We start from the raw sequence: 24,378 nt of genomic DNA on the forward strand, positions 1-24,378 counted from the left end.
GTTCGGTGATCGGGCGATCGTGCGGGCAGTTTGGAGGGGGCACTGCCCCTTGGCTATCGGCCATGCGCGCTAACGCAAAGGGCGTAGGGCGGCGCAGGAATGCGGCCCTTCGTCAGCCGGACGCGGGCGCGGTCTCGGTGGCCCGGTCGGGGCCGCCGCTGATGAGGAGCCACGCGCTCAGCGCGCTCAGCAGGGCCAGGACCGCGCAGCACAGCGTGACCCAGCGGAAGCCCGAGACGAAAGACGCGTTCACGACCTGCCGCAAGGCCGCGGCTGTGGCGGGGTCGGCCGCTGACGGCAGCGACGCGCCCGCGAGCTGGCTGCGCTGCGCATCCAGGAAGGCCGTCACCTGCGGCGACGCGCCGATGTCGCTCAGCCCGCTGTCGAGCCTCGCGTCGAAGGCCCACGCCATCACCACGCCGAAGGCCGCGATCGCCAGCACGGCCGCCGTGCGCGACACCGCGTTGTTGACGCCCGAGGCAATGCCCGCCGCGCCCGGACCGACGGCATTCATCACTGTCGTCGTGAGCGGTGCCACCGTGATCGTCATGCCGAAGCCCAGCACCACCACCGCGGGGAAGAAGGCCGTCCAGTAGTTGACACCGACGCCCGGCAGCGCAAGGAGCGCGAAGCCCCCCGCGGCGATGGCCGGCCCCACGACGAGCGGCAGGCGCGGACCGAAGCGGTCGACCAGGTGGCCCGCCCAGCCCGAGAGCGCGAACATGATCAGGATGAAAGGCAGCAAGGCCGCGCCCGCGACCGTCGCGGAGTAGCCCTGGACCTGGATCAGGTTGAGTGGAAGGAAGTAGAGCGCGGCCCCCAGCGCCGCGTAGAGCAGCAGCGTGAGCAGGTTCGCTCCGCCGAAATTGCCGATGCGCAACAGCGGCAAGGGCAGCATCGGGGACCGGGCATGGCGTTCGACCCCGACGAAGGCGGCGCTCGCCGCCGCGCCCGCAGCCAGCGCCGCCAGCACTGGGGCGGACTTCCAACCCTGCGTGGGCGCCTCGATGAATGCGTAGACGATGCCGCCGAGCGCGACGGTCGCGAGCGCCGCGCCCCACGCGTCCAGTCCGCCCGCAGCGGCCGCAACGCCCCTGCTCTCCGGCACGTGGCGCCAGACGATCAGCAGCACCAGCAGCGCCATCGGCACATTCACCAGAAAGGCCCACACCCACGAATAGTGGTCGACCAGGAAGCCGCCCAGCACCGGCCCGATCGCCGCCGTGATGCCACTGAACCCCGACCACGTGCCGATCGCCCTGCCCCGCTCCTTTTCGGGGAAGGACGCGCTGATCAACGCCAGGCTGCCCGGCACCAGCAAGGCGCCACCGACGCCCTGCACTGCGCGCGCAAGAATGAGCTCGTGCACGTCGCGGGAGAGCGCGCACCCCGCCGAAGCCAGCGCGAAGAGCGCGACACCGAGCGCGAAGATCCGCCGCCGCCCGAAGAGATCGCCGAGCGAGCCGCCGACCAGCAGCAGCGCCGCCAGGAAGAGCGCATAGGACTCCACCACCCACTGCGCCTGGAAGGCCGTCGCGCCCAGGCTGCGCTGGATGGCCGGCAGCGCGACGTTGACCACCGTTCCGTCGATGAATGCCATGCTCGATCCGATGATCGCGGCCGCCAGCACCCAGGGCCTGGTGGACGGCGGGCAGCCCGCGGCGTCGCAGCCATGGAGGATCGCGGCGGCGTCACCGGGGGGCTTGCCGATCTGGCTCATGTTGCCAGTATGAGGGCCGCGGGGAATACGCGCAGCGGGACAGCGAAGAAATCCGGCAATGGGTGGCATCGGCCTGGGCTTATGGGATCGGCAATTGAACTCAGGACGCCTTCGTCATCAATTAAATCTGAACAATTATTGCAACCCACCAATTCTGGTAGGTTAAGGTTGAAATCAATGATGCTCCTCTTGCTTTGGATGCAATCAATCCATAAGATTCGCCGGCCTTCTCTGGGCTTCGATTGCCCGAAGAGTCGCAACAAGAATTCGGAGGATGCCTCCGGCAAGCCACAAACAAGGGAGCAGGTTTTGAAGAATCGAGTTGAGCCGAAGACCAGGAATGAAGGCGGAGGCGAGAAATTCACCGTCATTGTCGACGCCTATTCGACTGGAGCGAAGCTGGCCAAGGAATTCGAAAAATACGGCATCCAAAGCATTCACGTCAAGAGTTCGCCAAACATTCCGGATGAACTCATCGCATCATTTCGGCCCGGTGATTTTCAAATTGAATTCGACATTGACGAGGGCCGTGAGCTAAATGAAGTTTTCGAAGAACTTCGAAGGATCGAAACAATCATCTGCGTGGTCGCCGGCACAGAAACCGGCGTGGAAGCCGCAGAGAGGCTCGCCCTGCTGCTGGGTTTGCCCGGAAACGATCCGGCTACAACGAGCCTGCGTCGAGACAAGTTCGAAATGCACGAGCGCCTTCGGAGCTTTGGCTTGTCTTCGCTCGGGCAGAGCCGCTGCGAGAGCCGCGAGGCCGCGCTTGCATGGGCCATTCAGCAAACAAACTGGCCGATTGTCGTCAAGCCCACTTCCAGTGCTGGCGCGGATGGCGTCACGTTCTGCAACAACCTGTCGGAAGTCGTCTCGGCCACAGATGCAGCCCTTGGCAAGAGAAACAAACTCGGCACGCTGAACGCCGCCGTCGTGCTACAGGAAAGAATTTCCGGACAACAGTTCATCGTCAATGCCGTCAGCGTCAAGGGAGTTCACTACATTTCGGAAATATGGCGTGACGACAAGATTCCAGTCAAGGGCGCATCGTTGATTTGCGACAGGGAAATCCTGATGCGCCCGGACACTCCGCTGGCCAAGTCGCTTCGGGACTATGTCATCCGCTGCCTGGATGCTCTGGGGATCAAGGACGGCCCCTCTCATTCGGAATTGTTTCAAACAGAGCAGGACGAGTTCGTATTGATCGAGACGGCGGCGCGTATGCAAGGGACGATCGACCATGAGGCCGTGATCGAGGCGACAGGCCACTCGCACGTCACGCTGACCGCGCTCCGCTACGCGGATCCGATAACGTTCGCCCAATTGCTCGATGAACCATATGGGCACAAGAGAAATTTGCACTGCATCACGCTTTGCTCGAAGCATTCTGGGGTTGTTAAGGAAAACAGATGCCCCGAATACCTCGGCCGTCTTGAGTCCTTTCGTTCATTAATAGGTGCGCCAAGGCAAGGTGATTTCATTTCCCGGACGGTGGATCTATTCACCAATACCGGTATCGTCTATCTCTCGAATCACAACGAGGAAATTCTTGAGCGCGAGTACAGACTCATTCGTCATTGGGAGAGCGCAGGCGATCTGCTCGTGCTTCACCAGCAACTTTGAAAGAATTGGCCGTACCCAGGATCAGGAAGAGTAGATGAATTTTGATCAACAATCAATTGAGAGACTGGAGACAATCGTTCGGCCTGCATCAGTGTGTCAAGATCGGTCCGAACGACCAGGCTATACGAAAAAGAGCAACTAAAGAAGCACGTGCTTGCGTCCGGTCTTAATGAAGTATGTCTTTTTGGCGATCTGGCCCTGCTTTGTGTTCTATCTGCTGTTCGATGCAATCCAGATCGTGACGGCCAGCGCGCTGAGAGGCTTCGAGCAGACGCTCCTGCCCTCGCTCATCTACCTCTTTTCTCAATGCTTCACGCGTGGCTGTGACTCGCCCGCCTGGTCCGCAGCGTGCTGAACACCGCCGCCACGGCGGCGAAGCTGGCCGCCAGCGTCAGCGCGATGATCTGGCCCTTCCCGTCATGCGCCCCCCAGAAGCTGAAGATCCCCGCGAGCAGCACGGCGCCCAGTGTCTGCCCGGTGAGGCGCGCGGTGCCCAGCATGCCGCTCGCCGCGCCGCTGCGGTGCGGCGGCGACGAGGTCACGATCGTGTGGTTGTTGGGCGACTGGAAGAGCCCGAAGCCCATGCCGCACAAGGCCATGCGCCAGACGATGTCGAGGTTGCTCGGGTGTGCCGGCAGCGCCGCCAGCAGCGCAAGGCCGGTGGCGAGCAGGGCCAGGCCGACGCCCCCCAGCAACCCGTCCGGATAGCGGCCGATCAGCCGGCCCGCGACCGGCGCCATGACCACGATCGCCAGGGGCCAGGCGGTGATCAGCAGGCCGGCCTCGAAGGGGGTGCGCCCGTAGGTCTCCAGCAGCAGGAAGGGCAGCGAAATGAAGGACAGGATCTGCGCGCAGAAGGCCCCCACGGAAGTGCCCATGGACAGCGCGAAGACCGGAATGCGCAGCAGGTCGACCGGAAACAGCGGCACCGCGAGCGTGAACTGCCGCCGCAGGTAGACAAAGCCCACCGCCACGCCGGCCAGCAGCAGCACCCATGCCGAAGGGTCGGCGCCCCGCCCCGCTTCGCCGCGCACGCCCAGGCGGTCGGCGCCGATGAAGATCAGCGAGAACATCAGGATGTTGAACAGCACGTCGATCCACGAGAAGCGCAAGCCGGCCGCGGATCGCGCCGCGACGTTGGCCGGCAGCGCCTGCGAGCCCAGCGCCAGGACCAGCACGCCCAGCGGCACGTTGAGCGCGAACAGCCAGGGCCACGAAGCCACCGACAGGATCGCCGCCGCCACGGACGGCCCGGCCACCGACGCGGTCGCCACCACCATCGAATTGATCGCCATGCCGCGCCCGAGCAGCTTCGACGGATAGATCAGACGCACCAGCGCCGCATTGACGCTCATGAGCCCCGCCGCGCCCAGGCCCTGGAACGCGCGAGCGGCGATGAGCGTGCCCAGCGAGTCGGCGAAGGTCGCGGCCAGCGACGCGACGGCGAACAGCACCATTCCCACCAGGTACACCCTCCGGTAGCCGACCCGGTCACCCAGCGAGGCCAGCGGCAGCAGCATCACCAGGATGGCGATCTGGTAGGCATTGACCACCCAGATGGAGTGCGCCGCATTGGCGTGAAGCTGGTTCGCGATGCCCGGCAGCGCGAGGTTGACGATGGTGCCGTCGAGCACCGCCACGGTGATGCCGAGGATGATGACCAGCATCGCGCGGGCGCGCTGCGGCTGCTCCAGGCCGTCCCGCGGGGCGGCCGATGTCTGTGGCGCGCTTGCCGTCATCGCCTCAGCCCGCCACGCAGACGGGTTGACGCTGGCCGCCCAGCGTCAACCAGGTCAGCACGAAGGCGATCAGCGCGCCGGCGGCCATGCCCGTCACCATCGGCAGCGGACGGCCGTCGGTGAAGAGGCCGACCATCGCCATCACCAGCGCGCCCGTCAGCATCTGCAGGGTGCCCAGCAGGGCCGAGGCCGTGCCCGCGATGGCGCCGTGCTTCTCGAGCGCGAGCACCGAGGTGGTGGGAATCACGAATCCCATGAAGCCGCTGGCGATGAAGTACAGCACGACCAGCACTTCCAGCCGGTCGCCGCCCGAGAGGAAGTAGGCGAACATGGCCAGCATCACCAGCCCGCAGGCGCTGACGCTGACCTTCACCAGCCGCACCAGGCCGAAGCGCTCGCCCAGCGCGCCGGTGAACTGCGAGGCGCCGATGAAGGCCGCGGCGTTGACGCCGAAGGCGATGCTGTAGAGCGTCGGCGAGAGGCCATAGTGGTCGATCATCACGAAGGACGAGTTGGCCAGATAGGTGAAGAAGCCGGCCATCGCGAAGGCGCCGATGAAGACCAGGCCGAGGTAGTGCGTGTCGCGCAGCAACAGCGCGTAGGCCCGCAGCGCGCTGCCCAGGCTGCTCTCGACCCGCTCCTCGGCGGGTCGGGTCTCCTTGAGCACCATGCCGGTCATCAGCAGGCCGGCGACGGCGGCCAGCGTGACCACCCAGAACACGCCGCGCCACCCGGCAACGGCGATCACCCCGCTGCCGGCCAGAGGCGCCAGGATGGGCGAGACGCTGAAGACCAGCATCAGGAGCGACATCAGCCGGGCCGCGTCGTTGCCGGTGTGCAGGTCGCGCACGACGGCGCGCGGAATCGCCATGCCCGCCGCGGCGCCGAGGCCCTGGACGAAGCGCAGGCCGATGAGCATCTCGATGTCGGTCGACAGCGCGCAGCCGATGCTGGCAAGCGCGAACAGCGCGAGCCCGAAGTACAGCGGCGGCTTGCGCCCCACCATGTCCGACACCGGCCCATACAGGAGCTGGCCCACGCCAAGCGAGAGGAAGAAGGCCGTGAGGCTCATCTGCACGGGGCCGATCTGCGCATTCAGGCTGCTGCCGATCTCGGGCAGCGCGGGCAGGTACATGTCGATCGCGAACGGTCCGATGGCCGAAAGCAGCCCCAGCACGAGCGCGATCTTGAAGAAGCGCGAGGAAGTCATGGCCTGGATTGTCGTCAAGGTCGGGAATGGACGTTACGAAGCGCAAGCGCGCCGGCTGTGCTAGGCCCCGTGCTGCGTGCGCCGATGCGCATGGGTCTTCGCGTCCGGGAACGCATGCGGGAGGCTCGGGCCTCTACGCTCGGGCGATTCCCCAACGACGCAGACCCCATGCCCAGCATTCGGCCAGATGCCTCTGTCCCCATCGACGCGGCGCGATCGTCCGCCGCCGCCTCTCTTCCGTCCCCGGCGGCGGCCCCTCCGCCTGGACCCTCCGCTCCCGATGCGCCGCCGCCCGCCCTCCTCCTTGGCGGGCTGCCCCGCGCACCGCGGCGACGCCACGACCATGCCGGGCGTGCCGTCGCGCAGTCGATCGCCAGGGCGGCGCTGCGGGCATGGGCCCAGGGAGGTGACCTGCTCCAACAGGTGCGACAGGGCCTGGCGAGCTCCGGCGTCTTGCGCTGCCTCCAGCCCACGAACCCGTCGCGCGACCTGGATCTTTCCGCGCTGATGCTGCGGGAACTGCCGCCCTATGTCGACACGCTGTCACGGCTCAAGAGCCTGCTGTTGACGGGGAATGCCTTGCGGCAACCGCCGGACCTCAGCCCGTTCAGGGAGCTGCGGATCCTCTCCATCGGCCATAACCAGCTTCGCGCCGCGCCCGAGCTGAATGCGCAATCCCGGTTGACCCACCTGAGCCTGATGGGCAATCGCATCGGTATTCCTCCTCGCCTGAGCGGCCTGAAGCTGCTGGAAGAGGCGAATCTCGCGGACAACCGATTGACCGCGATGCCCGATGTGCGAGGCCTCGAACGCCTGCGGGAACTGGACCTGAGCGACAACCGGATGCGAACAGTGCCTGTCTGGATTCAGCATCTGCCGCCGTCTCTGGCGATCGACTTGCGCGGCAACCCCCTGGGCGCGGCCGCCATCGCCCACCTGCATGATCTGCGGGTGGCGGGCGTCGGTCCGCGGGTGCTGTGTCCCCTGGCTTGTCCCGAGTCGGGCGCCGAGGCTTCGTTGTCCGGGCAGCTCGATTTCTGGCTCGACGCGCGGCCCGAGGCGAGCACGCAGGGCCAGACGCTGAAGGCGCAATGGGCCGGTGTCCAGCAGGAGTTCAATGCAGACAACTTCGCGCTGCTGCTGAGCGAACTCAGCGTCACGGCCGACTTCCAGAACAGTGACGGGGGCCGCGCCGGTCTCGTGTGGCGCGTGTCCGCCGTGCTCGAAAGCCTGTTGCAAGACGAGGCGCTTCGCGCGGAATGCTTCGACATTGCCGAGCAAGGCGTCGGGGCCTGCGGCGATCGGGTGGCGCTGGCCTTCAGCGACATCGAGGTCGCGGTTCTTGCTCACCGGCTCGCGGGCGACCCCCTTGCGCTCTGGGACCTCGCGCGCAGCCAGTTCAGGCTCGCCCAGGTGGAACTGCTCGCACTGAAGGACCGCGACGCCCTCCAAGGGACGACGGAGGACGTGGAGGTGGTGCTGGCCTATCGCCAGAAGGACCGCGACGCCCTCCAAGGGACGACGGAGGACGTGGAGGTGGTGCTGGCCTATCGCCGCCGCCTCGCCGATGTCCTGCGGCTGCCCTTGCTGCCGGGAGAGATGCTGTACGAACACCTGGTGGCCGTGCGCCCCGAAAAGCTGGAGCAGGCCCGGCAGGAGGTGCTCGCCGCCGAGCGGGCGCCCGGTGCGCTGGTCGACTACATCGCCGCGCTGCCCTTCTGGCGCACGAGCCTGATGCGGCACGAACCGGATTGCACGGCAGCCGTCGCGGCGGCACGCGAGGACCTGCTGGACCGGCTGCAGGCGCTGGAGCGGGAGGCCGCGGCCCCCGGCGGCACGCTCACCTCAGCCGATTACGCGGCACGCGACAGGCAGCTCAACAGGGAGCACGCGGCGAGGCTCGATGCGATCTATGCCGGCTTCACGGCCGTGTACTCGGAGAAGGTCCCGAGCTCGACGTGACGCTTCACCTCCTCGAAGCCGGCCGCGCGCAAGGCGCCCAGCACGGTCTCGGGGGGAATGCAGGCCTCGATCGTGTCCCAGTAGTAGCGCCAGAGCTCGGCGGTGTCGTGCTGGCGCGCGACCATGCGCGCAATCGCCGGCACCACCACGCGCATGTAGCCCTTCAGCACGGCCGTGCCGAGGCGCCCCGCGGGCTTGGTGATCTCCATCACCAGCAGCCGGCCGCCTGGACGCAGGACCCGGAAGAACTCCGCGAACGCCGCGCTCACGTCGGAAATGTGACGCAGCGCGTAGCCCATGCTGACGAAGTCGCTGCTGGCATCGGCCCGCGGCAGGGCTTCGGCCCGGCCGTTGACCAGCTCGACCCCCGGCAGCGACACCTCGCCCATCATCCCGGGACTGGGGTCCACGCCGACCAGCCGCCCGCGCGGGCCGATCAGCGCGAGCGCCTCGCGCGCGACCAGGCCGGTGCCGATGCCCACGTCCAGCACTTCCGCGCCCTCGGCGAGCCCCGCCCGCTGCAGCGCGGAGCGCCGGTACCACGGGCCGGACCCGAAGGCGAGCACCTTCTCGATGCGGTCGTAGTCGGGCGCTGTGTCGTCGAAGATGCGGCGCAGGAAGCGTTCGTGCTCGCCCTCGTCGCCGTAGTAGGCCGGCAAGGGCGTGTGCGGTCGCAGGATCTCAGGGGGAGCGAGCGTGATGTCGGGTTGGTTCTTCAAGCGGTCTGCTCCTTGGGGTTGTGGGGTGTGGGGTCTTCAGAACAGGGGCTCGGTATCGCTGTCCCGCCGCGCGCCTTCGATCGCCAGCATGCGCAGCTTCGACGCGGCGCCGCCATGCGCCGAGAAGCCGCCAGGCTTGCCGCCAGCCCCCAGCACGCGGTGACACGGTACCACCGGCGCGAAGGGATTGTGGCCGAGCGCCTGGCCGACCGCCCGCGCCAGGCCCTTGTCGCCGAGCTCGGCGGCGATGTCGCCGTAGGTGCGCACGTGGCCCGGGCCGATGCGGCGCGTGATCTCATACACGCGCCGGTGGAAGTCGGAAACCCCTTCGAGGTCGAGCACGACCTCGGCCAGATCGCGCCGCTCGCCATCCATCAGGGCGCGGATGGCCGCCGTGGCGGCTTGCACTTCGGGTGGTGCTTCCTGTTCCGGCAGATCCGGAAAGCGGCGCCTCATGCGCTCGCGCATCGCACGGGCATCGGCCTCGGGCAGTTGCACGCCGACAATGCCGCGCGGACCCCATGCGATGCCGCACACGCCGATGGCGGTGTCGAACAGCGCGAAGCCGGTCGCGCGCATGGTCCGCTCAACTGGCGCACGCCGGCGCCTGCCCCGCCTGCAAGGCCGAGGCGCTGCGCGCGATGGCGTCGGAAAGCCGGGCCGTGAGGCGCTGCGCCCCCAGCGCCAGGGCATCGAAGCCGGCGGCGACCGGCTCCGACAGCGACAGCTGGCAGGCCGTCGATCGCCCCTCGTCGGTGCCGCGCACGGTCCAGCTGAAGCTGGCGTCGACGCTGCCGCCCTCGACCGCCTCGAACTGCCGCAACTGCACCGCGATGCGCACCGCCGGCTGGCCCGGGGGCCGCGCGAGACGGGTCGCGTCGACCGCGCCGAGCCGGCCGGCAATGCCGATGCCGAGCGCGTCGCGCAGCTCGCTCTCGAAGGAAGAAGCCCAGCGATGGTCCTCCAGGATGTCGACCGCCGCGCCCTCCGCCGCGCCCTTCTTGCGCACCACCATCTGCGGACGCGCGAAGCGCTCCGGCATGGCCACCGGCGCAAGCTCGATGTAGGCGGACCCGGCGCCCGGCGCCGCCACGCTCCGGAAGGCCGGCGCGCTCTCGGCCAGGCTGTAGTACTGCGGCGAAGTGCTGGCGCAGCCGGCCATCAGCAGGGCTCCCGCCACCGCCAGGGCCCCCAGGGAGTTGATTGCGGAAAAACGCGTCGTTCTCATTTCTGCCTGTCCTCCGGCTTGCCACGGACCAAGGATTCCGGATGACGCTCCAGGTAGTCCGTCAGGACGCGCATCGAACCCGCCGCGCGCGTGAGTTCCTGCAGGGTCTGCCGCAGGTCCTGCTGCACCGGCGAATCGGTGGCGATCGTCTTCTCGGCCGCATTGAGCGTCTTGCGCACGTCCTTCATGGCGGCCGTCATCTCGGGGGCCACGTCGTTGTTCAGGCTCTTCATCAGTTGCTCGGCGCCGCCGAGGGTCTTGTCGAGGGTGGCCAGCGACTTGCGCAGGTCGGCGCTGATCTCCTCCAGAGGCACCTTGTTGAGCTTGCGCGCGATGTCGGCCACCTGCATCTGGATATCGTCCAGGCTGTTGGGCACCGTCGGCATCTCGATCGGGTTGCTGGTGACATCGAGCTTGGCCGGCGGCGCGTTGCGGATGAAGTCGAGCGCGACGTAGACCTGGCCGGTCAGCAGATTGCCGGTGCGCAACTGCGCGCGCAGGCCCTTGCTGACGAGGAACTGCAGCCGCTCCATCTCGGAGACGGGCGATTCGTTCGTCATGCCGGCGACATTGCGGCGCAGGCGGTCCGGATAGATCTGCAGCAGCACCGGCATCTTGAATTCGCGCTCCTGGCGGTCGAACTCGACGCCGATCGACTTGACCTCGCCGATCACCACGCCGCGGAAGTCGACCGCCGCCCCCGGCGAGAGGCCGCGCAGGGACTGGTTGAAGTGCAGCATCATCAGCTGCGCCGGCCCGTCGATCGCCTTCATCGCCGTGGTCTCGTCGTTGGCCAGCGCGAAGGCGGTGTTCTCCGGGGCCATCGGGCCCTGCTCGTCGTCGGGCGCCTGGAAGGCGATGCCACCGAGCAACACGGTGGCGAGCGATTGCGTGCGCACCTTGATGCCGCTCGCATTCAGTTCCACGTCGAGGCCGCTGGCATGCCAGAAACGGGTATTGGCGCCCACGAACCTGTCGTAGGGCGCGTTGATGAAGACGCGCAGCGTGACGCCGCGGCCGTCCGGATCGAGTTCGTAGGCCGCGAGCTGCCCGACCTTGACGCGCCGGTAATAGACCGGCGAGCCGATGTCGAGCGAGCCGATGTCGCGGGCGTGCAGCAGGAACTGGCGGCCCGAGGCATCGCGCGTGACGATCGGCGGCGCCTCCAGCCCCGTGAACTCGCCGGAGGTGTCTTCCGAAATGCCGGCATCCGCGCCGATGTAGGCCCCCGACAGCAAGGTGTTCAGGCCGGAAATGCCGGAGGTGTCCAGCCGCGGACGCACCACCCAGAAGCGCGTGTCCTGCGCGGTGAATCCCTTGGCCTCCTTGCGCAAGGCCACCAGGACGCGCACATGGGACCGGTCGTTGGCGAGCCGGATGGTCTGCACGGTGCCGATCTGCACGTCCTTGTACTTCACGGCCGTCTTGCCGGCCTCCAGCCCCTCGGCGGTCTTGAAGGTCAGCACGATTTCCGGCCCGCGCTCGAGCAGGATGCGCGCCACCAGCGCCACGCCGACCAGGGCCGCCACGATGGGAATCAGCCAGATCAGCGAGGGCAACCAGTTGCGCCGCCTGGCGATCACGGGTTCGGGCAGCGGCAGTGGCCCCTTGTCTTCTTCGCTCATGCGGTACTTGTGCCTCTCGTTGTGTCTTCTTCTTGAGTGGACGGGTTCATGGGTTCGCTGTCCCAGATCAGGCGCGGGTCGAAGCTCAGCGACGCCAGCATGGTGAGCACCACCACGCCGCCGAAGGCGCCGATGCCGACGCCCGCCGTGATCTCGGCGAAGCCCTGGATGCGCACCAGGCCGGCCAGCAGCGACACCACGAAGACATCGAGCATCGACCAGCGGCCGATCACCTCCAGCACCCGATAGAGCTTCGCACGTTCGAGCTGGCGCCAGTCGCTTCGGCGCTGGGACAGCGTCACCAGCAGGACCAGCGCCGTGAGCTTGAACAGCGGAACCAGGAAGCTGGCGATGAAGACGATCGCCGCCAGCCCGTAGGCGCCCGAGACCCAGAAGTAGATCACGCCGCTCAGGATGGTGTCGTACTGCGTGCCGAACAGGCTCTTGGTGATCATCACCGGCAGCAGGTTCGCCGGCAGGTACAGGATGCAGGCGGAGATCAGCAGCGCCCAGGTGCGGCGGACGCTGTCCGGCTTGCGGCTGTGCAGGTGCGTGAGGCAGCGCGCGCAGGGTTCGCCCTCGTGCGCGCCTTCCCAGACGGTGCCGCAGTGAGAGCAGCTCATCAGCCCGCGCCGCGCCGCGGTTTCGATCGGAGAAGGGGCGGCGGCCGTCGTCATGCGTCCTGTCCCGGCCGGGGCTCGAAGGCCATTTCCCAGAAAGTGCGCGGATTGAAGGAGATCACCGCCGTGAGCAGCACCGTCAAACCCATGAAGGCCCACAGCGCCGGCCCGGCCACCACCTCGGCAAGGCTCGACAGCTTGACGATCGCGACCAGCACGCCGAGCAGGAAGACCTCGATCATTCCCCAGGGCCGCACCGCCTGCATGAGCCGCACCAGCACGTTGAAGCCCGCCGGCCGCCGCTCGTAGGCCATCGGCACCAGCAGGTAGAACAGGATGCAGAGCTGCAGCAAGGGGAAGAGGATGGTCGTCGCCAGCACCAGCATCGCCACCACCGGCATGCCTTCGGCACTGAGCGCGACGACGGCGCCCGCCAGCGTGGTCTCGCTGCGCAGGCCCTGCAGTTCGATCGCCACGATCGGGAACAGGTTCGCGATGACGAACAGGATCAGGCTGGCGACAGTCAGCGGGAGGACGCGCGCGCTCTGCCCGCCCGCATGCCGGTCGAGTTCAGTGCCGCAGCGCGCGCAGCGCGCGATCTCGCAGGAACCGAGCCGCGCGCGATGGTAGATCGCGTCGCAACCTTCGCAGACGATGGCGTCGGGGACTTCTTTCATGGGCGTGGACGCCATTGTGCGCGACGCGCGCACCGAATCGCGCACCCCCCCGATCTGCGACGGCCTGCGGCGCGCCGCTGCGCGCCGAAGCGGCGCCTCAGCCCTCGCGCAGCTGGGCCCGCAGCTTTGCCCCGATCTCCGGCCGCTCGAGGAAGGGGTCGGCCGGGTTGGTGATCGAGACGATGTTCTCCATGCGGCTCTTCACGTTGCCCAGGGCCTTGGGATGGCTGAACACGTAGAACTGGTTCGCGGTGATGGCCTCGAACACCTTGCGCGCGACCTCGGCGGCCGTCACCTTGCCGCTGCTGACCGCCTTTTCGCTCATCGCGCGCCCGATCATCTGGCTTCGGGTTTCCTTGCCGGCGGCCAGCGCACCCGGGCGGTTGCGCTCGCTGCTGGTGATGCCGGTCGGCACGAAGTACGGGCACAGCAGGCTGGCGCCGACCTGGTCGGTGATCAGCTTCAGGTCCTGGTAGAGCGTCTCGGTCAGGCTCACGACGGCGGCCTTGGCGCTGTTGTAGATGCCCATGTTGGGCGGCGTCAGCAGGCCGGCCATGCTGGCGGTATTGACGATGTGGCCGCGGTAGGCCGGGTCCTTCGCTGCCGCCTCGAGCATCATGGGCGTGAAGAGGCGCACGCCGTGGATCACGCCCCACAGGTCGACGCCGAGCACCCATTCCCAGTCGGCGACGGTGTTCTCCCACACCAGCCCACCCGCGCCCACGCCGGCGTTGTTGAAGACGAAGTGCGGCGCGCCGAAGCGCTGCTGCACGGCGCGGGCGAGCTCTTCCATCTGCGCCGCGTTCGCGACGTCGACTTTTCGCGCCAGCACCTGCGCGCCGGCGGCTTCCATCTCGGCCCGCGCCTTGTCGAGCGCGTCCTGCTGGACGTCGACCAGCACGAGGTTCATGCCGCGCGCCGCGCCGATGCGCGCGCACTCCAGGCCGAAGCCGGAGCCCGCGCCGGTGAGAACGGCCGTGGTGCCCTTGAAATCCTGAATCATTTGCGCGAGTCCTTGAGTCTCTTTGGAGGAGACGCTATTGAAGTACGGAAAACCGAAGCGCGCAGTCGCGAAGGTGCCCGCGCTTCAGCTTTCGACCGCTCTCAGCACGTAGCCGATGCGGGGGAAATGCACGTGCACGGTGCCGGCGCGCTCGTCCTCGCGGCGCAGCGTGTAATGGGTCCGGGTGGCGGCGATCAGCTCGCCCTCGGTCTGCTCGGGTCCGAAGCTCTCGGCCGCGATGGTGACGCGCGCGCCGAGCGGGATGCCGTGCTCGTCCTGGAAGGTGCTGTCGGACAGCAGCGTGTGCGGCATCGAAGCCGCGGCCACCGCGATGGCCTGCGTGGCATCGAAGCCTTCCATCTCGCCGTGGCCGATGGCCGACATGCGGTCCATCCAGTCGAGCACCGCGGGCGTGATCTGGAGGATGCCGGCCATCGAGGGCGTGCGCTTGCGGGTGAACCACAGCGGGTGATAGCACGCGAAGTCGGCCACGGTCGGATAGGCGCCGAGCAGGTAGTCGGTGTCGTCCAGCATGTCGGACAGGCGGCGCAGGTAGGACTTGTAGGCCGCCGCGGCGTCGGCCGGACGCAGGCGAACCATGTTCGAGCTCATCGCCTTGCGGTCCTCGCCGAAGGCCTTGGCCAGTTCGGGCGGCGCCTTGCCGAACATGTCGGCAGCGCCCTTGGGACTGAAGTTGTAGGCCATCGCGGCCCAGAAGAGCGTGGTGTCGCCCCACTGCGCCACGATGCGCTCGAGCCCCTTGCCCGGCTCGGGGTAGATCGAAGGCAGCGGCGCCAGATGCTCCAGCACGTCGCAGATGAGGGCGGTGTCGCAGTAGATGTCGGCCCCGATCTGCAGCATCGGCGTCCTGCGGTAGCCGCCGGTGAGCGTGACGTAGTCCGGCTTCGGAAGGATCGCCGGGATGATCACGGACTTCCAGGCGAGCTTCTTGTAGCCCAGGATCAGCCGCAGCTTCTCGGAGAAGGGCGAGGTCGCGTAGTGGTGGAGGATCAGTTCTGCCATGGTCGGTTCCTTGGTCGTTCGGGTGCTCAATGCGGCTGGGCGCGGGCGATGATCGCATCGAAGTCGATGCCGGCGCCGAGGGTACCGAAGGCGTGGCCCCAGTCGCCTCCGATGCGCGACGCGCAGAAGGCGCCCACCACCGCCGGCGGCGCGGTGCGCGCGAGCAGCGCGCCCTGCACGGCGAGCGCCACGTCCTGCGCGAGGCGGCGCGCCTCGGTCTCGGTCGCCATGGCCTCGATGCGCGCCGGCAGGGCGTCCGTCAGGCGGTCGAGCGCCGCGTCCACGCCGCGCGCCGGCGCCAGTTCGTGCGCCAGCGCGGCGATCGCGTCGCCCTTGCGCAGGCCGCGCAGCAGGTCGAGCGCCATGATGTTGCCCGCGCCTTCCCAGATCGAGTTGAGCGGCATCTCGCGGTAGACCCGCGCCATCACGCCCTCCCCGCCCTCCTCCACATAGCCGTTGCCGCCGAGGCATTCCATCGCCTCCTGGGCGAAGTGGCTGCCGCGCTTGCAGATCCAGAACTTGGCGACCGGCGTGAGCAGGCGCGCCACGAGGCGCTCATGCGCGTCGCCCGGACGGTCGAAGGCGCGCGCCAGGCGGATGGCCAGCGCGGTGGCGGCCTCGCTTTCGAGCGCGAGATCGGCCAGCACATTCTTCATGAGCGGCTGCTCGATGAGCGGCTTGCCGAAGGCCTGCCGTTGCGCCGTGTGGTGCAGCGCAAGGCTCAGTGCCTGGCGCATCAGCCCGCTGGTGCCCAGGGCGCAGTCGAGCCGTGTCATGGTGCCCATCTCCAGGATCTGCGAGACGCCGCGCCCTTCCTCGCCGACCAGCCAGGCGCTGGCGCCGTGGAACTCGACCTCGGAGCTGGCATTGGCCTTGTTGCCCAGCTTGTCCTTGAGGCGCTGGATGCGGATCGCGTTGCGGCTGCCGTCGTCCAGCAAGCGCGGCAGGAAGAAGCACGAGAGCCCGGCGGGCGCTTGCGCCAGCACCAGGAAGGCATCGCACATCGGCGCCGAGAAGAACCACTTGTGGCCGGTGATCTCGTAGCGCTCGCCCCAGGCGTCGCTGCCGGCGCGCGCCGCCCGCGTCGTGTTGGCGCGCACGTCCGAGCCGCCCTGCTTCTCGGTCATGCCCATGCCCATGGTGAGGCCGGGCTTGTCGCGCCAGGGCTTGAGCTGCGGGTCGTACCACAGGCTCGAGAGCTTCGGGCCCCAGTCGGCATGGATGGCGGCGTTGCCGCGCAGCGCCGGCGTGACGGCGTAGCTCATCGAGATGGGGCAAAGAATGGAGGGTTCGAGTTCGGTGAAGAGCATGAAGCCCGCGGCGCGGCGCACGTGGGCGGAAGCATCCGGGCCCTCCGTGCTGGCCCAGGGGGTCCCGTGCAGGCCCGCGCCCACGGCCGCCTTCATCAGCGCGTGATAGCTGGGGTGGAACTCCACCTCGTCCACCCGCCGCCCGAAGCGGTCATGCGTGTGCAGCACCGGCGCATTCGTATTCGCCAGCCGCGCATGCAGTTGCATCTGCGCCGTGCCGACGGCCGAGCCCAGCTCGTCCAGCGGCGCCAGTTGCAACTGCGGCGCGTTGAACTTCAGCGCATCCCGCAGCGGCCGGTTGGTCTGGAACAGGTTGTAGCCCACCAGGGGAGCGGGCTGGTTGAAGACCTCATATGTGGTGTCCATCGCCGGCCTCCCCGGTTTGTCGTCAGATCAGCTTGACCAGTTGCTTGCCGAAGTTCCGGCCCTTGAGCAGCCCGAGGAAGGCCTCGGGCGCCGACTCGATCCCCTGGGCGATCGATTCGCGCGGCTTGAGCTTGCCCGAGGCGACCAGCTGGCCCAGTTCGGCCAGTGCCTCGGGCCACACCTCCATGTGCTCGCTGACGATGAAGCCTTCCAGCTTGATGCGATTGATGAGGAACAGCGCGGGATTCGCGAGCGGCAGCGGCTGGCCGTCGTAGCCCGCGATCATCCCGCACAGCGCGATGCGCGCGAAGGCGTTGGCGCGCAGCAGCACGGCGTCGAAGATGTAGCCGCCGACGTTCTCGAAGTAGCCGTCGATGCCGTTGGGGCAGGCTTCCTTGAGCGCCGCGCTCATGGTCTTGACGTCAGGATGCTGGCGGTAGTCGATGCAGGCGTCGAAGCCGAGCTCCCCGGTCACGTACTTGCACTTGTCGGGCCCGCCGGCGATGCCGACGACGCGGCATCCGCGTGCCTTTGCCAGCGCGCCGACGGCGCTGCCGACAGCGCCGCTGGCGGCCGTGACCACCACGGTTTCGCCGGGCTTGGGGTTGATGATCTTCACCAGGCCGTACCAGGCCGTCACGCCGGGCATGCCGACCGCGCCGAGGTAGTGCGACAGCGGGATGTGCGTGGTGTCGACCTTCTTGAGCGCGCCCGGCAGCGAGGCGTCGACCACGCTGTATTCCTGCCAGCCGCCGAAGCCCACGACCTTGTCGCCCACCGCGTACTTGGGATTGCGGCTCTCGACCACCTCGCCCGCCGTGCCGCCCTGCATGACCTTGCCGAGGGGTTGCGGCTGGGCGTAGCTCTTGGCGTCGTTCATGCGGCCGCGCATGTAGGGGTCGAGGCTCATGTAGTGGTGGCGGACCAGCACCTCGTTCTCCTTGAGCGGTGGTGTCTCGGTCGTGACGAGCTTGAAGTTGCCGGCGACGGCTTCGCCCTCGGGGCGGTTGTCGAGCAGTTGTTGTCGATTGGTAGCCATGATTTCGATCCTCGTCAGTTGGGTCCGTAAATTCAATCAGGAACACCGCGGGTCCGGCTCCGCAGGCCCGCCGGTGTTGCCCCCTGCAAGGGGGTAGGCGGCCGCACGCAGTGGGCAAGCCTGGGGGTGTGCCATGTTAATCAGTGGAGGGTGGCCGCATCTCGTTGGCGCTTCCCGGCCCGGTCGGAAGGCGCCGCTTGACGTACTTGAAGGTGCCGGTCGCGTGGGCGCAGACACGCTCCCGCTCGTCGTAGATCTTCGCCTCGGTGAATGCCAGCGTCGCCGTGCGGTGGATCAGCTTGCCGCGCGCATGAAGCGGGCCGACCGAGGGCTGCATGAAGCTGGTCTTCATCTCGATCGTGACGACGCCGATCTCGGGCGTGTCGCTGCGCGCCGCCGCGGCCATGGTGATGTCCAGCAGCGTCATGCAGGCGCCGCCGTGCGTCACGTCGAAGGTGTTGAGGTGCTCGGGCCTGGCCGTGTAGCGGATCTCGGACTCGCCAGCATCGAACTTCGTGAGTTCGAAGCCCAGGTGCCGCGCGAACGGAATCCGGCTCGTGTAGGAGCGGTTGTTGATGTCGTCTTCCGAAGCACTCATGTCAGGCACCCAGAACCACGCTCACGCCGCCGTCGACCGCGAGCCACTGGCCCGTGATGTGCTTGCCCGCGTCGCTGGCGTAGAGCAGCGTGATTCCCTTCAGGTCCTCGTCATCGCCCAGCCGGCCGAGCGGCGCGTGGGAGGCCATCGCCTCCTCGCCCATCGCCTTGATCAGCCCGGAGGCCATCTTGGTCATGAAGAAGCCGGGGCAGATGGCGTTGACGTTGATGTTGTACTTGCCCCATTCGGCCGCCAGCGTGTGGGTGAAGCCGATGACCGCGCTCTTGGAGGTGTTGTAGGCCAGCGTCTGCATGCCCGGCGGGTTGCCGTTGAGCCCGGCGATGGAGGCGATGTTGATGATGCGCCCCGCCTTCTTCGGGATCATGTAGGCGCGGGCCACCTGCTGCGCGAGGATGAAATAGCCGCGCACGTTGAGGTTCATCACCTTGTCCCAGGCCTCGACCGGATGGTCCTCGGCCGGCGCGCCCCAGCTCGCGCCGGCGTTGTTGACGAGGATGTCGATGGCGCCCATGCGCTCCAGCGTTTCGGTGGCCAGGCGGCGGACGTCCTCTTCCTTCGAGCAGTCCGCGGCGATCCAGCGGGCATCGATGCCCGCCGCCTGCAGCTCGGCCATGGCCTGCTCCAGGTCGTCGGCCTTGCGCGAGCTCAGCATGATCTTCGCGCCGGCTTCGCCCAGCGCATGCGCCATCTGCAGGCCGAGGCCGCGAGACCCGCCGGTGACGAGCGCGACCTTGCCGCTCAGGTCGAACAGTTGCTGGATGCTTCGTGCAGTCATGGTGTTCCTCCGCGATCAGTGGGCTTCGTAATCCAGGACGCTGCGCGATTCGCGCAGCGTGCCGAGGAAGCCCGACACCTCGACGTGCGTCGGGTGTTCCAGGTAGGCCTGCAGCGCGGCCTTGTCGTCGAACACTGAATACAGCACGACGTCGTGGTTGGCCTCGAAGCCGGGGGCGCGCACGGCGACCTCGAACTCGCGCATGCCGGGGATCAGGCCGCGGCAGACGTCGAGCCGGGTCTTGAACTGCGCGGCATCGCCGGCGTCCTTGAGTTTCCACATGACGATGTGTTTGATCATGGTGAGTCTTTCAGTCTTGAACGAACATAGATGAGCACGATGCCGACGGCGGCCAAGGCGACGCCGGGCACGGCCAGGGACCATCCGAGGCCCTGGTTGGCGCGGCCGGTCGCGATGCCGATGACGAGCATGAAAAGGCCGACGTAGATCAGGATCCAGATCCATTTTTCCAGCGTGGCATGGGGTTTGGGCGCGGCCATCAGAAGGCCTCCTCCGGCAGCGTGGCGCAGGTCGGATCGCGGCTCTCGACGACGTTGAGCCAGGCGCCGATCTTCGGCAGCTCGTAGTGGAAGAAGTAGTCGGTCGCGCCGATGCGCCCCACGGTCGCGGGTGATGCCTTTCCGGCGTCGCGGCGCAGTGCCTGCAGCGCGACGTCGAGCCAGATCCAGGCGAGCACCACGTGGCCGAAGGCCTGCATGTAGGGAACGGCATTGGCCAGCGCCTCCTGCGGGTTGCCGGTCGACCACGCCGCCTCGGTGGCGCTGCCGACCCGCTGCAGCGCGCCGCCCAGCGCCCGCGCGTGGCCGGCCAGCGCCGGCACCTGGGCGGCGCGCGCCATCGTCCCGGTGATGCGGTCTTGCAGCAGTCGAAGCCCGCGCCCCTCCTCCATCAGCACCTTGCGCCCCAGCAGGTCGGTCGCCTGGATGCCGTGCGTGCCTTCGTGGATCATGTTCAGGCGGTTGTCGCGCCAGTACTGCTCGACCGGGAAGTCACGCGTGTAGCCGTAGCCGCCATGGACCTGGATCGCGAGCGAGTTGGCCTCCAGGCACCATTCGCTGGGCCAGCTCTTGGCGATGGGCGTGAGCACTTCCAGCAGCAGGCGCGCGTCGTCGGCGGCCTGGGCATCGCCTGTCTTCTGCTCGTCGACCAGGCGCGCGCAATAGAGCTCCAGCGCCAGCGCGCCTTCGCAGTAGGACTTCTGCGCCAGCAGCATGCGCCGGACGTCGGCGTGCTCGATGATGCGCACCTGCGGCCTGGCGGCGTCCTTGCCCGCCGGGCCCGCGGGCCGGCCCTGGGGGCGGATCTTCGCGTACTCGAGCGAGGCGTGGTAGCCGGCCATGCCCAGCATGGTGGCCGCGGTGCCGACGCCGATGCGCGCCTCGTTCATCATGTGGAACATGCAGTGCAGGCCCTTGCCGGGCTGGCCGACCAGGTAGCCCACCGCGCCCGCCCTGCCGGCGACGGGGTACCTGCCCTCGCCGAAATTGAGCAAGGTGTTGGTCGTGCCGCGCCAGCCGAGCTTGTGATTGAGGCCGGCCAGCGCGATGTCGTTGCGCTCGCCGGTGAGGCGGCCCTGCGTGTCGACCATCTTCTTCGGCACGATGAACAGCGAAATGCCGCGCGTGCCGGGGATCAGCTTGCCGTTCTCGTCCGGGATCTTCGCCAGCACGATGTGCACGATGTTCTCGGTCAGTTCGTGGTCGCCGGCCGAGATCCACATCTTGTTGCCCGTCAGGCGGTAGCGCGGGCCGAGCGGATCGTCCCGGAAGCCCTCGCCATCGGGCACGGCCCGAGTCGCCACGTCGCTGAGGCTGGAGCCGGCCTGCGGCTCCGACAGGCACATGGTGCCCGACCAGCGCCCGGAGAACTCGTTCTTCGCGAACACCGACTGCTGCATGGGCGTGCCGTGCACCATCAGCAGGTTGGCATTACCGCTGGTCAGCATGCCCGAGCCGATGCTCACCGAGGCCATGGCGAAGAAGCTGTTGGCCGCCGCCTGCACGGTGTAGGGCAACTGCATGCCGCCGATGTCGTAGTCCTGCGCCGCGCTCAGCATGCCGGACTCGGCAAAGGCCTTCTGCGCGTCGTGCGTGGCCTGCGGCAGGATGACCTTCTCGCCGTCGAAATGCGGCTCCTGCGTGTCGACGGTGCGGTTGTGCGGCGCGTACTTCTCGCGCGCGATGCGCTCGCAGGTGTCCAGCACGGCGTCGAAGGTTTCGCGCGAGTGGTCTGCGAAGCGCTCGCGACCGCTCAGCGATTCGGCCTCGAGCCAGCCGTAGAGCAGGAAGTCGAGGGTGGAGCGGAGGCTGCTCATGAAGTGGACCGATTCCTTTCAGCTGCCGGGCGATTGTGCCCAAGCCCGCGATGGTGCCCTACTCTCCGGACGATTCGTCAGAGGACTTCGAAGACGCCCGCCGCGCCCATGCCGCCGCCGATGCACATGGTGACCACGACCCGCTTTGCGCCGCGGCGCTTGCCTTCGATCAGCGCGTGGCCCGTCAGGCGCTGGCCGCTGACGCCATAGGGATGGCCGACCGCGATCGCGCCGCCGTCCACGTTCAGCAGTTCGGCGGGGATGCCGAGCTTGTCGCGGCAGTAGATCACCTGCACGGCGAAGGCCTCGTTCAGCTCCCACAGGTCGATGTCGCCGACCGTCAGGCCCAGGCGCTTGAGCACCTTCGGGATCGCGAACACCGGGCCGATGCCCATCTCGTCGGGCTCGCAACCCGCGACCGCGAAGCCGAGGAAGCGGCCCAGGGGTTTCAGGCCCTTGCGCTCGGCATAGGTCTCGTCGACCACCACGCAGGCGCCGCCGCCATCGGAGAACTGGCTGGCGTTGCCGGCCGCGATCACGCCGCCGGGGATCGCCGGGCGGATGCCGCTGATGGCTTCCTTGGTGGTGCCGGGCCGGATGCCCTCGTCGTTCTCGACCGTGACCTCCTTGGTGCGCAGGCCCAGGACCGGGTCGGCCACGCCGGCCAGCACGGTGATGGGCGCGATCTCGTCCTTGAAGCGGCCGGCTTCCAGCGCGGCCGTGGCCTTCTGCTGGCTGGCGGCGCCGTATTCGTCCATGGCGTCGCGGGCGATGTTGTAGCGCTTGGCGACCTGCTCGGCCGTCTGCAGCATGTTCCAGTAGATCTCGGGCTTGTGCTTGACCAGCCAGGGGTCGGCCAGCATGTGCTTGTTGGCTTCGTTCTGCACGCAGGAGATGCTCTCGACCCCGCCGGCCACATAGACCTCGCCCTCGCCCGCGATGATGCGCTGGGCGGCGGTGGCGATGGTCTGCAGGCCCGACGAGCAGAAGCGGTTGATGGTCATGCCGGAGGTGGTGACGGGCAGTCCGGCGCGCAGCGCGATCTGGCGCGCGATGTTGGAGCCGGTGGCCCCTTCGGGCGTGGCGCAGCCCATGATCACGTCGTCGACCTCGGCGCCGTCGATGCCCGCGCGCGCCACGGCGTGGTGCACGGCATGGCCGCCGAGCGTGGCGCCGTGCGTCATGTTGAAGGCGCCCTTCCAGCTCTTGGCGAGCGGCGTGCGGGCGGTGGAGACGATGACGGCGCTGGTCATGATGAAAGTCCTTTGAAGAAGAGGAATGACGATTACTGAGGCTGTGCGGTGTTGCGCAGCAGCTGGTGATAGAACTGGATCATCTCGCCGTAGTTGGCGACCGCAAGGCGTTCGTTGGTGCCATGGAAGCGGGCCAGGTCTTCGCCCTTGAGGCGGAAGGGCGAGAAGCGGTAGACCGAATCGCTCAGGATGCTGAAATGGCGCGAATCCGTGGCGGCCGTCATCAGGCCCGGCGCCACGACGGCATCCGGAAACACCTGCCGCACGGCCTGCTCGATGGACCGATAGCCGTCGCTGTCGGTGGGCGACACCGGCGAGGCCTCCGAGTTGCCCGGGTAGCGCTTGATCTGGATCGCGTCGTTGCCCAGGGCCTTGCGCAGGTGGGCTTCCACACTGTCGATGGTGTCGCCGGGCAGGATGCGGAAGTTGACGGCGGCTTCGGCCCGCCCGGGCAGCACGTTGTCCTTGTTGCCGGCGCGAACGATGGTGAGCGCGGTGGTGGTGCGCAGCATGGCGTTGCTGCTCGGGCTCTTCTCGAGCTGGCCCTGGACCAGGGGCGCGGTGAGCCAGAGGTTGGACAGCAGCACGCGATTGAGCCCGCTCATCTCCGGCGCGAGCGCGCCGAACATCTGGCCGGCCACGCCCTTGATCGCGCCGGGCATCGGCGTTGCCTCCAGGCGCGCCAGGGCGGCGCTCATGCTGCCGATGGCGCTGTGCGCGGGCGGCATCGACGAATGCCCGGGGGCGGTGTCGAGCGAGAGGAAGAAGGTGCCGTAGCCCTTCTCGGCCAGGCCGATCAGCGCGGCCGGCTTCGACAGGCCGGGCATGACGCCGTCCAGCACGAGCAGGCCTTCGTCGAGCACCCAGTCGAGCTTCACGCCGCGCGACTTCAGCAGCACGGCGATCGGCAGCGCGCCGCGCAGGCCGCTGACCTCCTCGTCGTCACCCATCACGAGGTAGATGGTCTGCCTCGGCCGGAAGCCGCTGCCGATCAGCAGTTCGACGGCCTCCATCTGGGCGAACAGGTTGCTCTTGTTGTCGAGCGTGCCGCGGCCCCAGATGAAACCGTCCTGGATGTCGCCGCTGAACGGATCGTGCGTCCACGCCTTCTCGGTGCCCGGCGCGATCGGCACCATGTCCTGGTGCGCCATGAGCGCGATGGGCTTGGCGGTGGGGTCGGACCCCGTCCAGGTATAGAGCAGCGCCTTCGAACCCACCACTTCCCGCTTCAGCGTGGCGTGAACCTTCGGAAACTGCTGTTCGAGGTAGGCGTGCAGCTTGTCGAACTCGACGTTGTTCTGGCTCACGTCGTCGAGGCTGGAAACGGTGCGAATCGAGATCGCGCCGGCCAGCCGCCTCGCGGCGGCCTCGACATCGATCGGCAGCTTGGGCGCCGGAGCCACGGCCAGCTGGCGCGACGGCGTGCGCCACACGCCGATGCCCAGGGCCACGACCAGGAGCAGAACAATCCCGGCCAGGGCCAGCAGGACGCGCCGGATCACAGCACGCCCCCTGGCAGGCGGAGGACGGAGCGC

At 67.9% G+C, this 24,378-nt stretch carries 22 protein-coding genes; 2 read left to right on the plus strand and 20 right to left on the minus strand.

Features of this window, described 5'->3' with window-relative positions:
* Nucleotides 1–112: 112 nt before the first annotated feature.
* A complete protein-coding gene (locus AC1DNF_RS12860; protein WP_478148982.1) occupies nt 113–1,720 on the minus strand; it encodes an MFS transporter in 1,608 nt (535 codons plus the stop codon).
* A gap of 177 nt (nt 1,721–1,897) precedes the next feature.
* Here AC1DNF_RS12860 and AC1DNF_RS12865 point away from each other — a divergent pair, with 177 nt between their 5' ends.
* Nucleotides 1,898–3,340, plus strand: a complete 1,443-nt coding sequence (locus AC1DNF_RS12865) for an ATP-grasp domain-containing protein (protein WP_478148983.1) — start codon at nt 1,898–1,900, stop codon at nt 3,338–3,340.
* Nucleotides 3,341–3,651: 311 nt separating this feature from the next.
* On the opposite strand, the gene AC1DNF_RS12870 is transcribed toward AC1DNF_RS12865, so the two are convergent.
* Together AC1DNF_RS12870 and AC1DNF_RS12875 are read right to left on the minus strand one after the other, a co-directional pair.
* Nucleotides 3,652–5,079 (minus strand): MFS transporter, encoded by a 1,428-nt coding sequence (locus tag AC1DNF_RS12870; RefSeq protein WP_478148984.1) that lies wholly within the window; start codon nt 5,077–5,079, stop codon nt 3,652–3,654.
* Nucleotides 5,080–5,083: 4 nt separating this feature from the next.
* Nucleotides 5,084–6,289: a multidrug effflux MFS transporter gene (locus AC1DNF_RS12875; RefSeq protein ID WP_478148985.1), complete on the minus strand. Its 1,206-nt coding sequence runs from the start codon at nt 6,287–6,289 to the stop codon at nt 5,084–5,086.
* Nucleotides 6,290–6,457: 168 nt separating this feature from the next.
* On the opposite strand from AC1DNF_RS12875, the gene AC1DNF_RS12880 reads away from it, so the two are divergent.
* Nucleotides 6,458–8,251 (plus strand): NEL-type E3 ubiquitin ligase domain-containing protein, encoded by a 1,794-nt coding sequence (locus tag AC1DNF_RS12880; protein ID WP_478148986.1) that lies wholly within the window; start codon nt 6,458–6,460, stop codon nt 8,249–8,251.
* On the opposite strand, the gene AC1DNF_RS12885 is transcribed toward AC1DNF_RS12880, so the two are convergent.
* The 17 genes from AC1DNF_RS12885 to AC1DNF_RS12965 all read right to left on the minus strand — a co-directional run bounded on the left by AC1DNF_RS12885 (nt 8,200) and on the right by AC1DNF_RS12965 (nt 24,345).
* On the minus strand, nt 8,200–8,970 hold the full coding sequence (locus tag AC1DNF_RS12885) for a class I SAM-dependent methyltransferase (protein WP_478148987.1): 771 nt from the start codon (nt 8,968–8,970) through the stop codon (nt 8,200–8,202). The genes AC1DNF_RS12880 and AC1DNF_RS12885 overlap by 52 nt on opposite strands.
* Before the next feature lie 36 nt (nt 8,971–9,006).
* A complete protein-coding gene (locus AC1DNF_RS12890) occupies nt 9,007–9,549 on the minus strand; it encodes a methylated-DNA--[protein]-cysteine S-methyltransferase (protein ID WP_478148988.1) in 543 nt (180 codons plus the stop codon).
* A gap of 7 nt (nt 9,550–9,556) precedes the next feature.
* The gene (locus AC1DNF_RS12895; protein ID WP_478148989.1) at nt 9,557–10,198 is read right to left on the minus strand and encodes a PqiC family protein; all 642 of its coding nucleotides are present in this window, start codon (nt 10,196–10,198) and stop codon (nt 9,557–9,559) included.
* Complete coding sequence (locus AC1DNF_RS12900) at nt 10,195–11,823, minus strand: PqiB family protein (protein ID WP_478148990.1); 1,629 nt, start codon at nt 11,821–11,823, stop codon at nt 10,195–10,197. Before AC1DNF_RS12900 ends, AC1DNF_RS12895 begins: the two co-directional genes overlap by 4 nt.
* Nucleotides 11,820–12,500 (minus strand): paraquat-inducible protein A, encoded by a 681-nt coding sequence (locus AC1DNF_RS12905; RefSeq protein WP_478148991.1) that lies wholly within the window; start codon nt 12,498–12,500, stop codon nt 11,820–11,822. The genes AC1DNF_RS12900 and AC1DNF_RS12905 overlap by 4 nt, the downstream gene beginning before the upstream one ends.
* Nucleotides 12,497–13,120, minus strand: coding sequence for a paraquat-inducible protein A (locus tag AC1DNF_RS12910; RefSeq protein ID WP_478148992.1), 624 nt, complete (start codon nt 13,118–13,120; stop codon nt 12,497–12,499). The genes AC1DNF_RS12905 and AC1DNF_RS12910 overlap by 4 nt, the downstream gene beginning before the upstream one ends.
* A 97-nt stretch (nt 13,121–13,217) precedes the next feature.
* On the minus strand, nt 13,218–14,123 hold the full coding sequence (locus AC1DNF_RS12915; RefSeq protein ID WP_478148993.1) for an SDR family oxidoreductase: 906 nt from the start codon (nt 14,121–14,123) through the stop codon (nt 13,218–13,220).
* A gap of 84 nt (nt 14,124–14,207) precedes the next feature.
* Entirely contained in the window at nt 14,208–15,146 is a 939-nt protein-coding gene (locus AC1DNF_RS12920; protein ID WP_478148994.1) for a glutathione S-transferase family protein, read from the minus strand.
* A gap of 26 nt (nt 15,147–15,172) precedes the next feature.
* Nucleotides 15,173–16,822 (minus strand): isovaleryl-CoA dehydrogenase, encoded by a 1,650-nt coding sequence (locus tag AC1DNF_RS12925; protein WP_478148995.1) that lies wholly within the window; start codon nt 16,820–16,822, stop codon nt 15,173–15,175.
* A gap of 22 nt (nt 16,823–16,844) precedes the next feature.
* Nucleotides 16,845–17,861, minus strand: a complete 1,017-nt coding sequence (locus AC1DNF_RS12930; RefSeq protein ID WP_478148996.1) for an NADP-dependent oxidoreductase — start codon at nt 17,859–17,861, stop codon at nt 16,845–16,847.
* Between the two features lie 136 nt (nt 17,862–17,997).
* Nucleotides 17,998–18,459 carry a PaaI family thioesterase gene (locus AC1DNF_RS12935; RefSeq protein WP_478148997.1) on the minus strand — a complete coding sequence of 154 codons (462 nt, stop codon included), beginning with the start codon at nt 18,457–18,459 and terminating at the stop codon, nt 17,998–18,000.
* Between the two features lies 1 nt (nt 18,460).
* Nucleotides 18,461–19,255, minus strand: a complete 795-nt coding sequence (locus AC1DNF_RS12940; protein WP_478148998.1) for an SDR family oxidoreductase — start codon at nt 19,253–19,255, stop codon at nt 18,461–18,463.
* 15 nt (nt 19,256–19,270) lie between these two features.
* Nucleotides 19,271–19,555, minus strand: a complete 285-nt coding sequence (locus AC1DNF_RS12945; RefSeq protein WP_478148999.1) for a Dabb family protein — start codon at nt 19,553–19,555, stop codon at nt 19,271–19,273.
* Nucleotides 19,552–19,755 (minus strand): hypothetical protein, encoded by a 204-nt coding sequence (locus AC1DNF_RS12950; RefSeq protein ID WP_478149000.1) that lies wholly within the window; start codon nt 19,753–19,755, stop codon nt 19,552–19,554. The genes AC1DNF_RS12945 and AC1DNF_RS12950 overlap by 4 nt, the downstream gene beginning before the upstream one ends.
* On the minus strand, nt 19,755–21,590 hold the full coding sequence (locus tag AC1DNF_RS12955; protein ID WP_478149001.1) for an acyl-CoA dehydrogenase: 1,836 nt from the start codon (nt 21,588–21,590) through the stop codon (nt 19,755–19,757). The genes AC1DNF_RS12950 and AC1DNF_RS12955 overlap by 1 nt, the downstream gene beginning before the upstream one ends.
* 77 nt (nt 21,591–21,667) lie before the next feature.
* A complete protein-coding gene (locus tag AC1DNF_RS12960) occupies nt 21,668–22,843 on the minus strand; it encodes an acetyl-CoA C-acyltransferase (RefSeq protein WP_478149002.1) in 1,176 nt (391 codons plus the stop codon).
* A gap of 32 nt (nt 22,844–22,875) precedes the next feature.
* Nucleotides 22,876–24,345 carry a M20 family peptidase gene (locus tag AC1DNF_RS12965; RefSeq protein WP_478149003.1) on the minus strand — a complete coding sequence of 490 codons (1,470 nt, stop codon included), beginning with the start codon at nt 24,343–24,345 and terminating at the stop codon, nt 22,876–22,878.
* Nucleotides 24,346–24,378 lie beyond the last annotated feature (33 nt).

The organism is Variovorax sp. 01T432 (assembly GCF_056398605.1).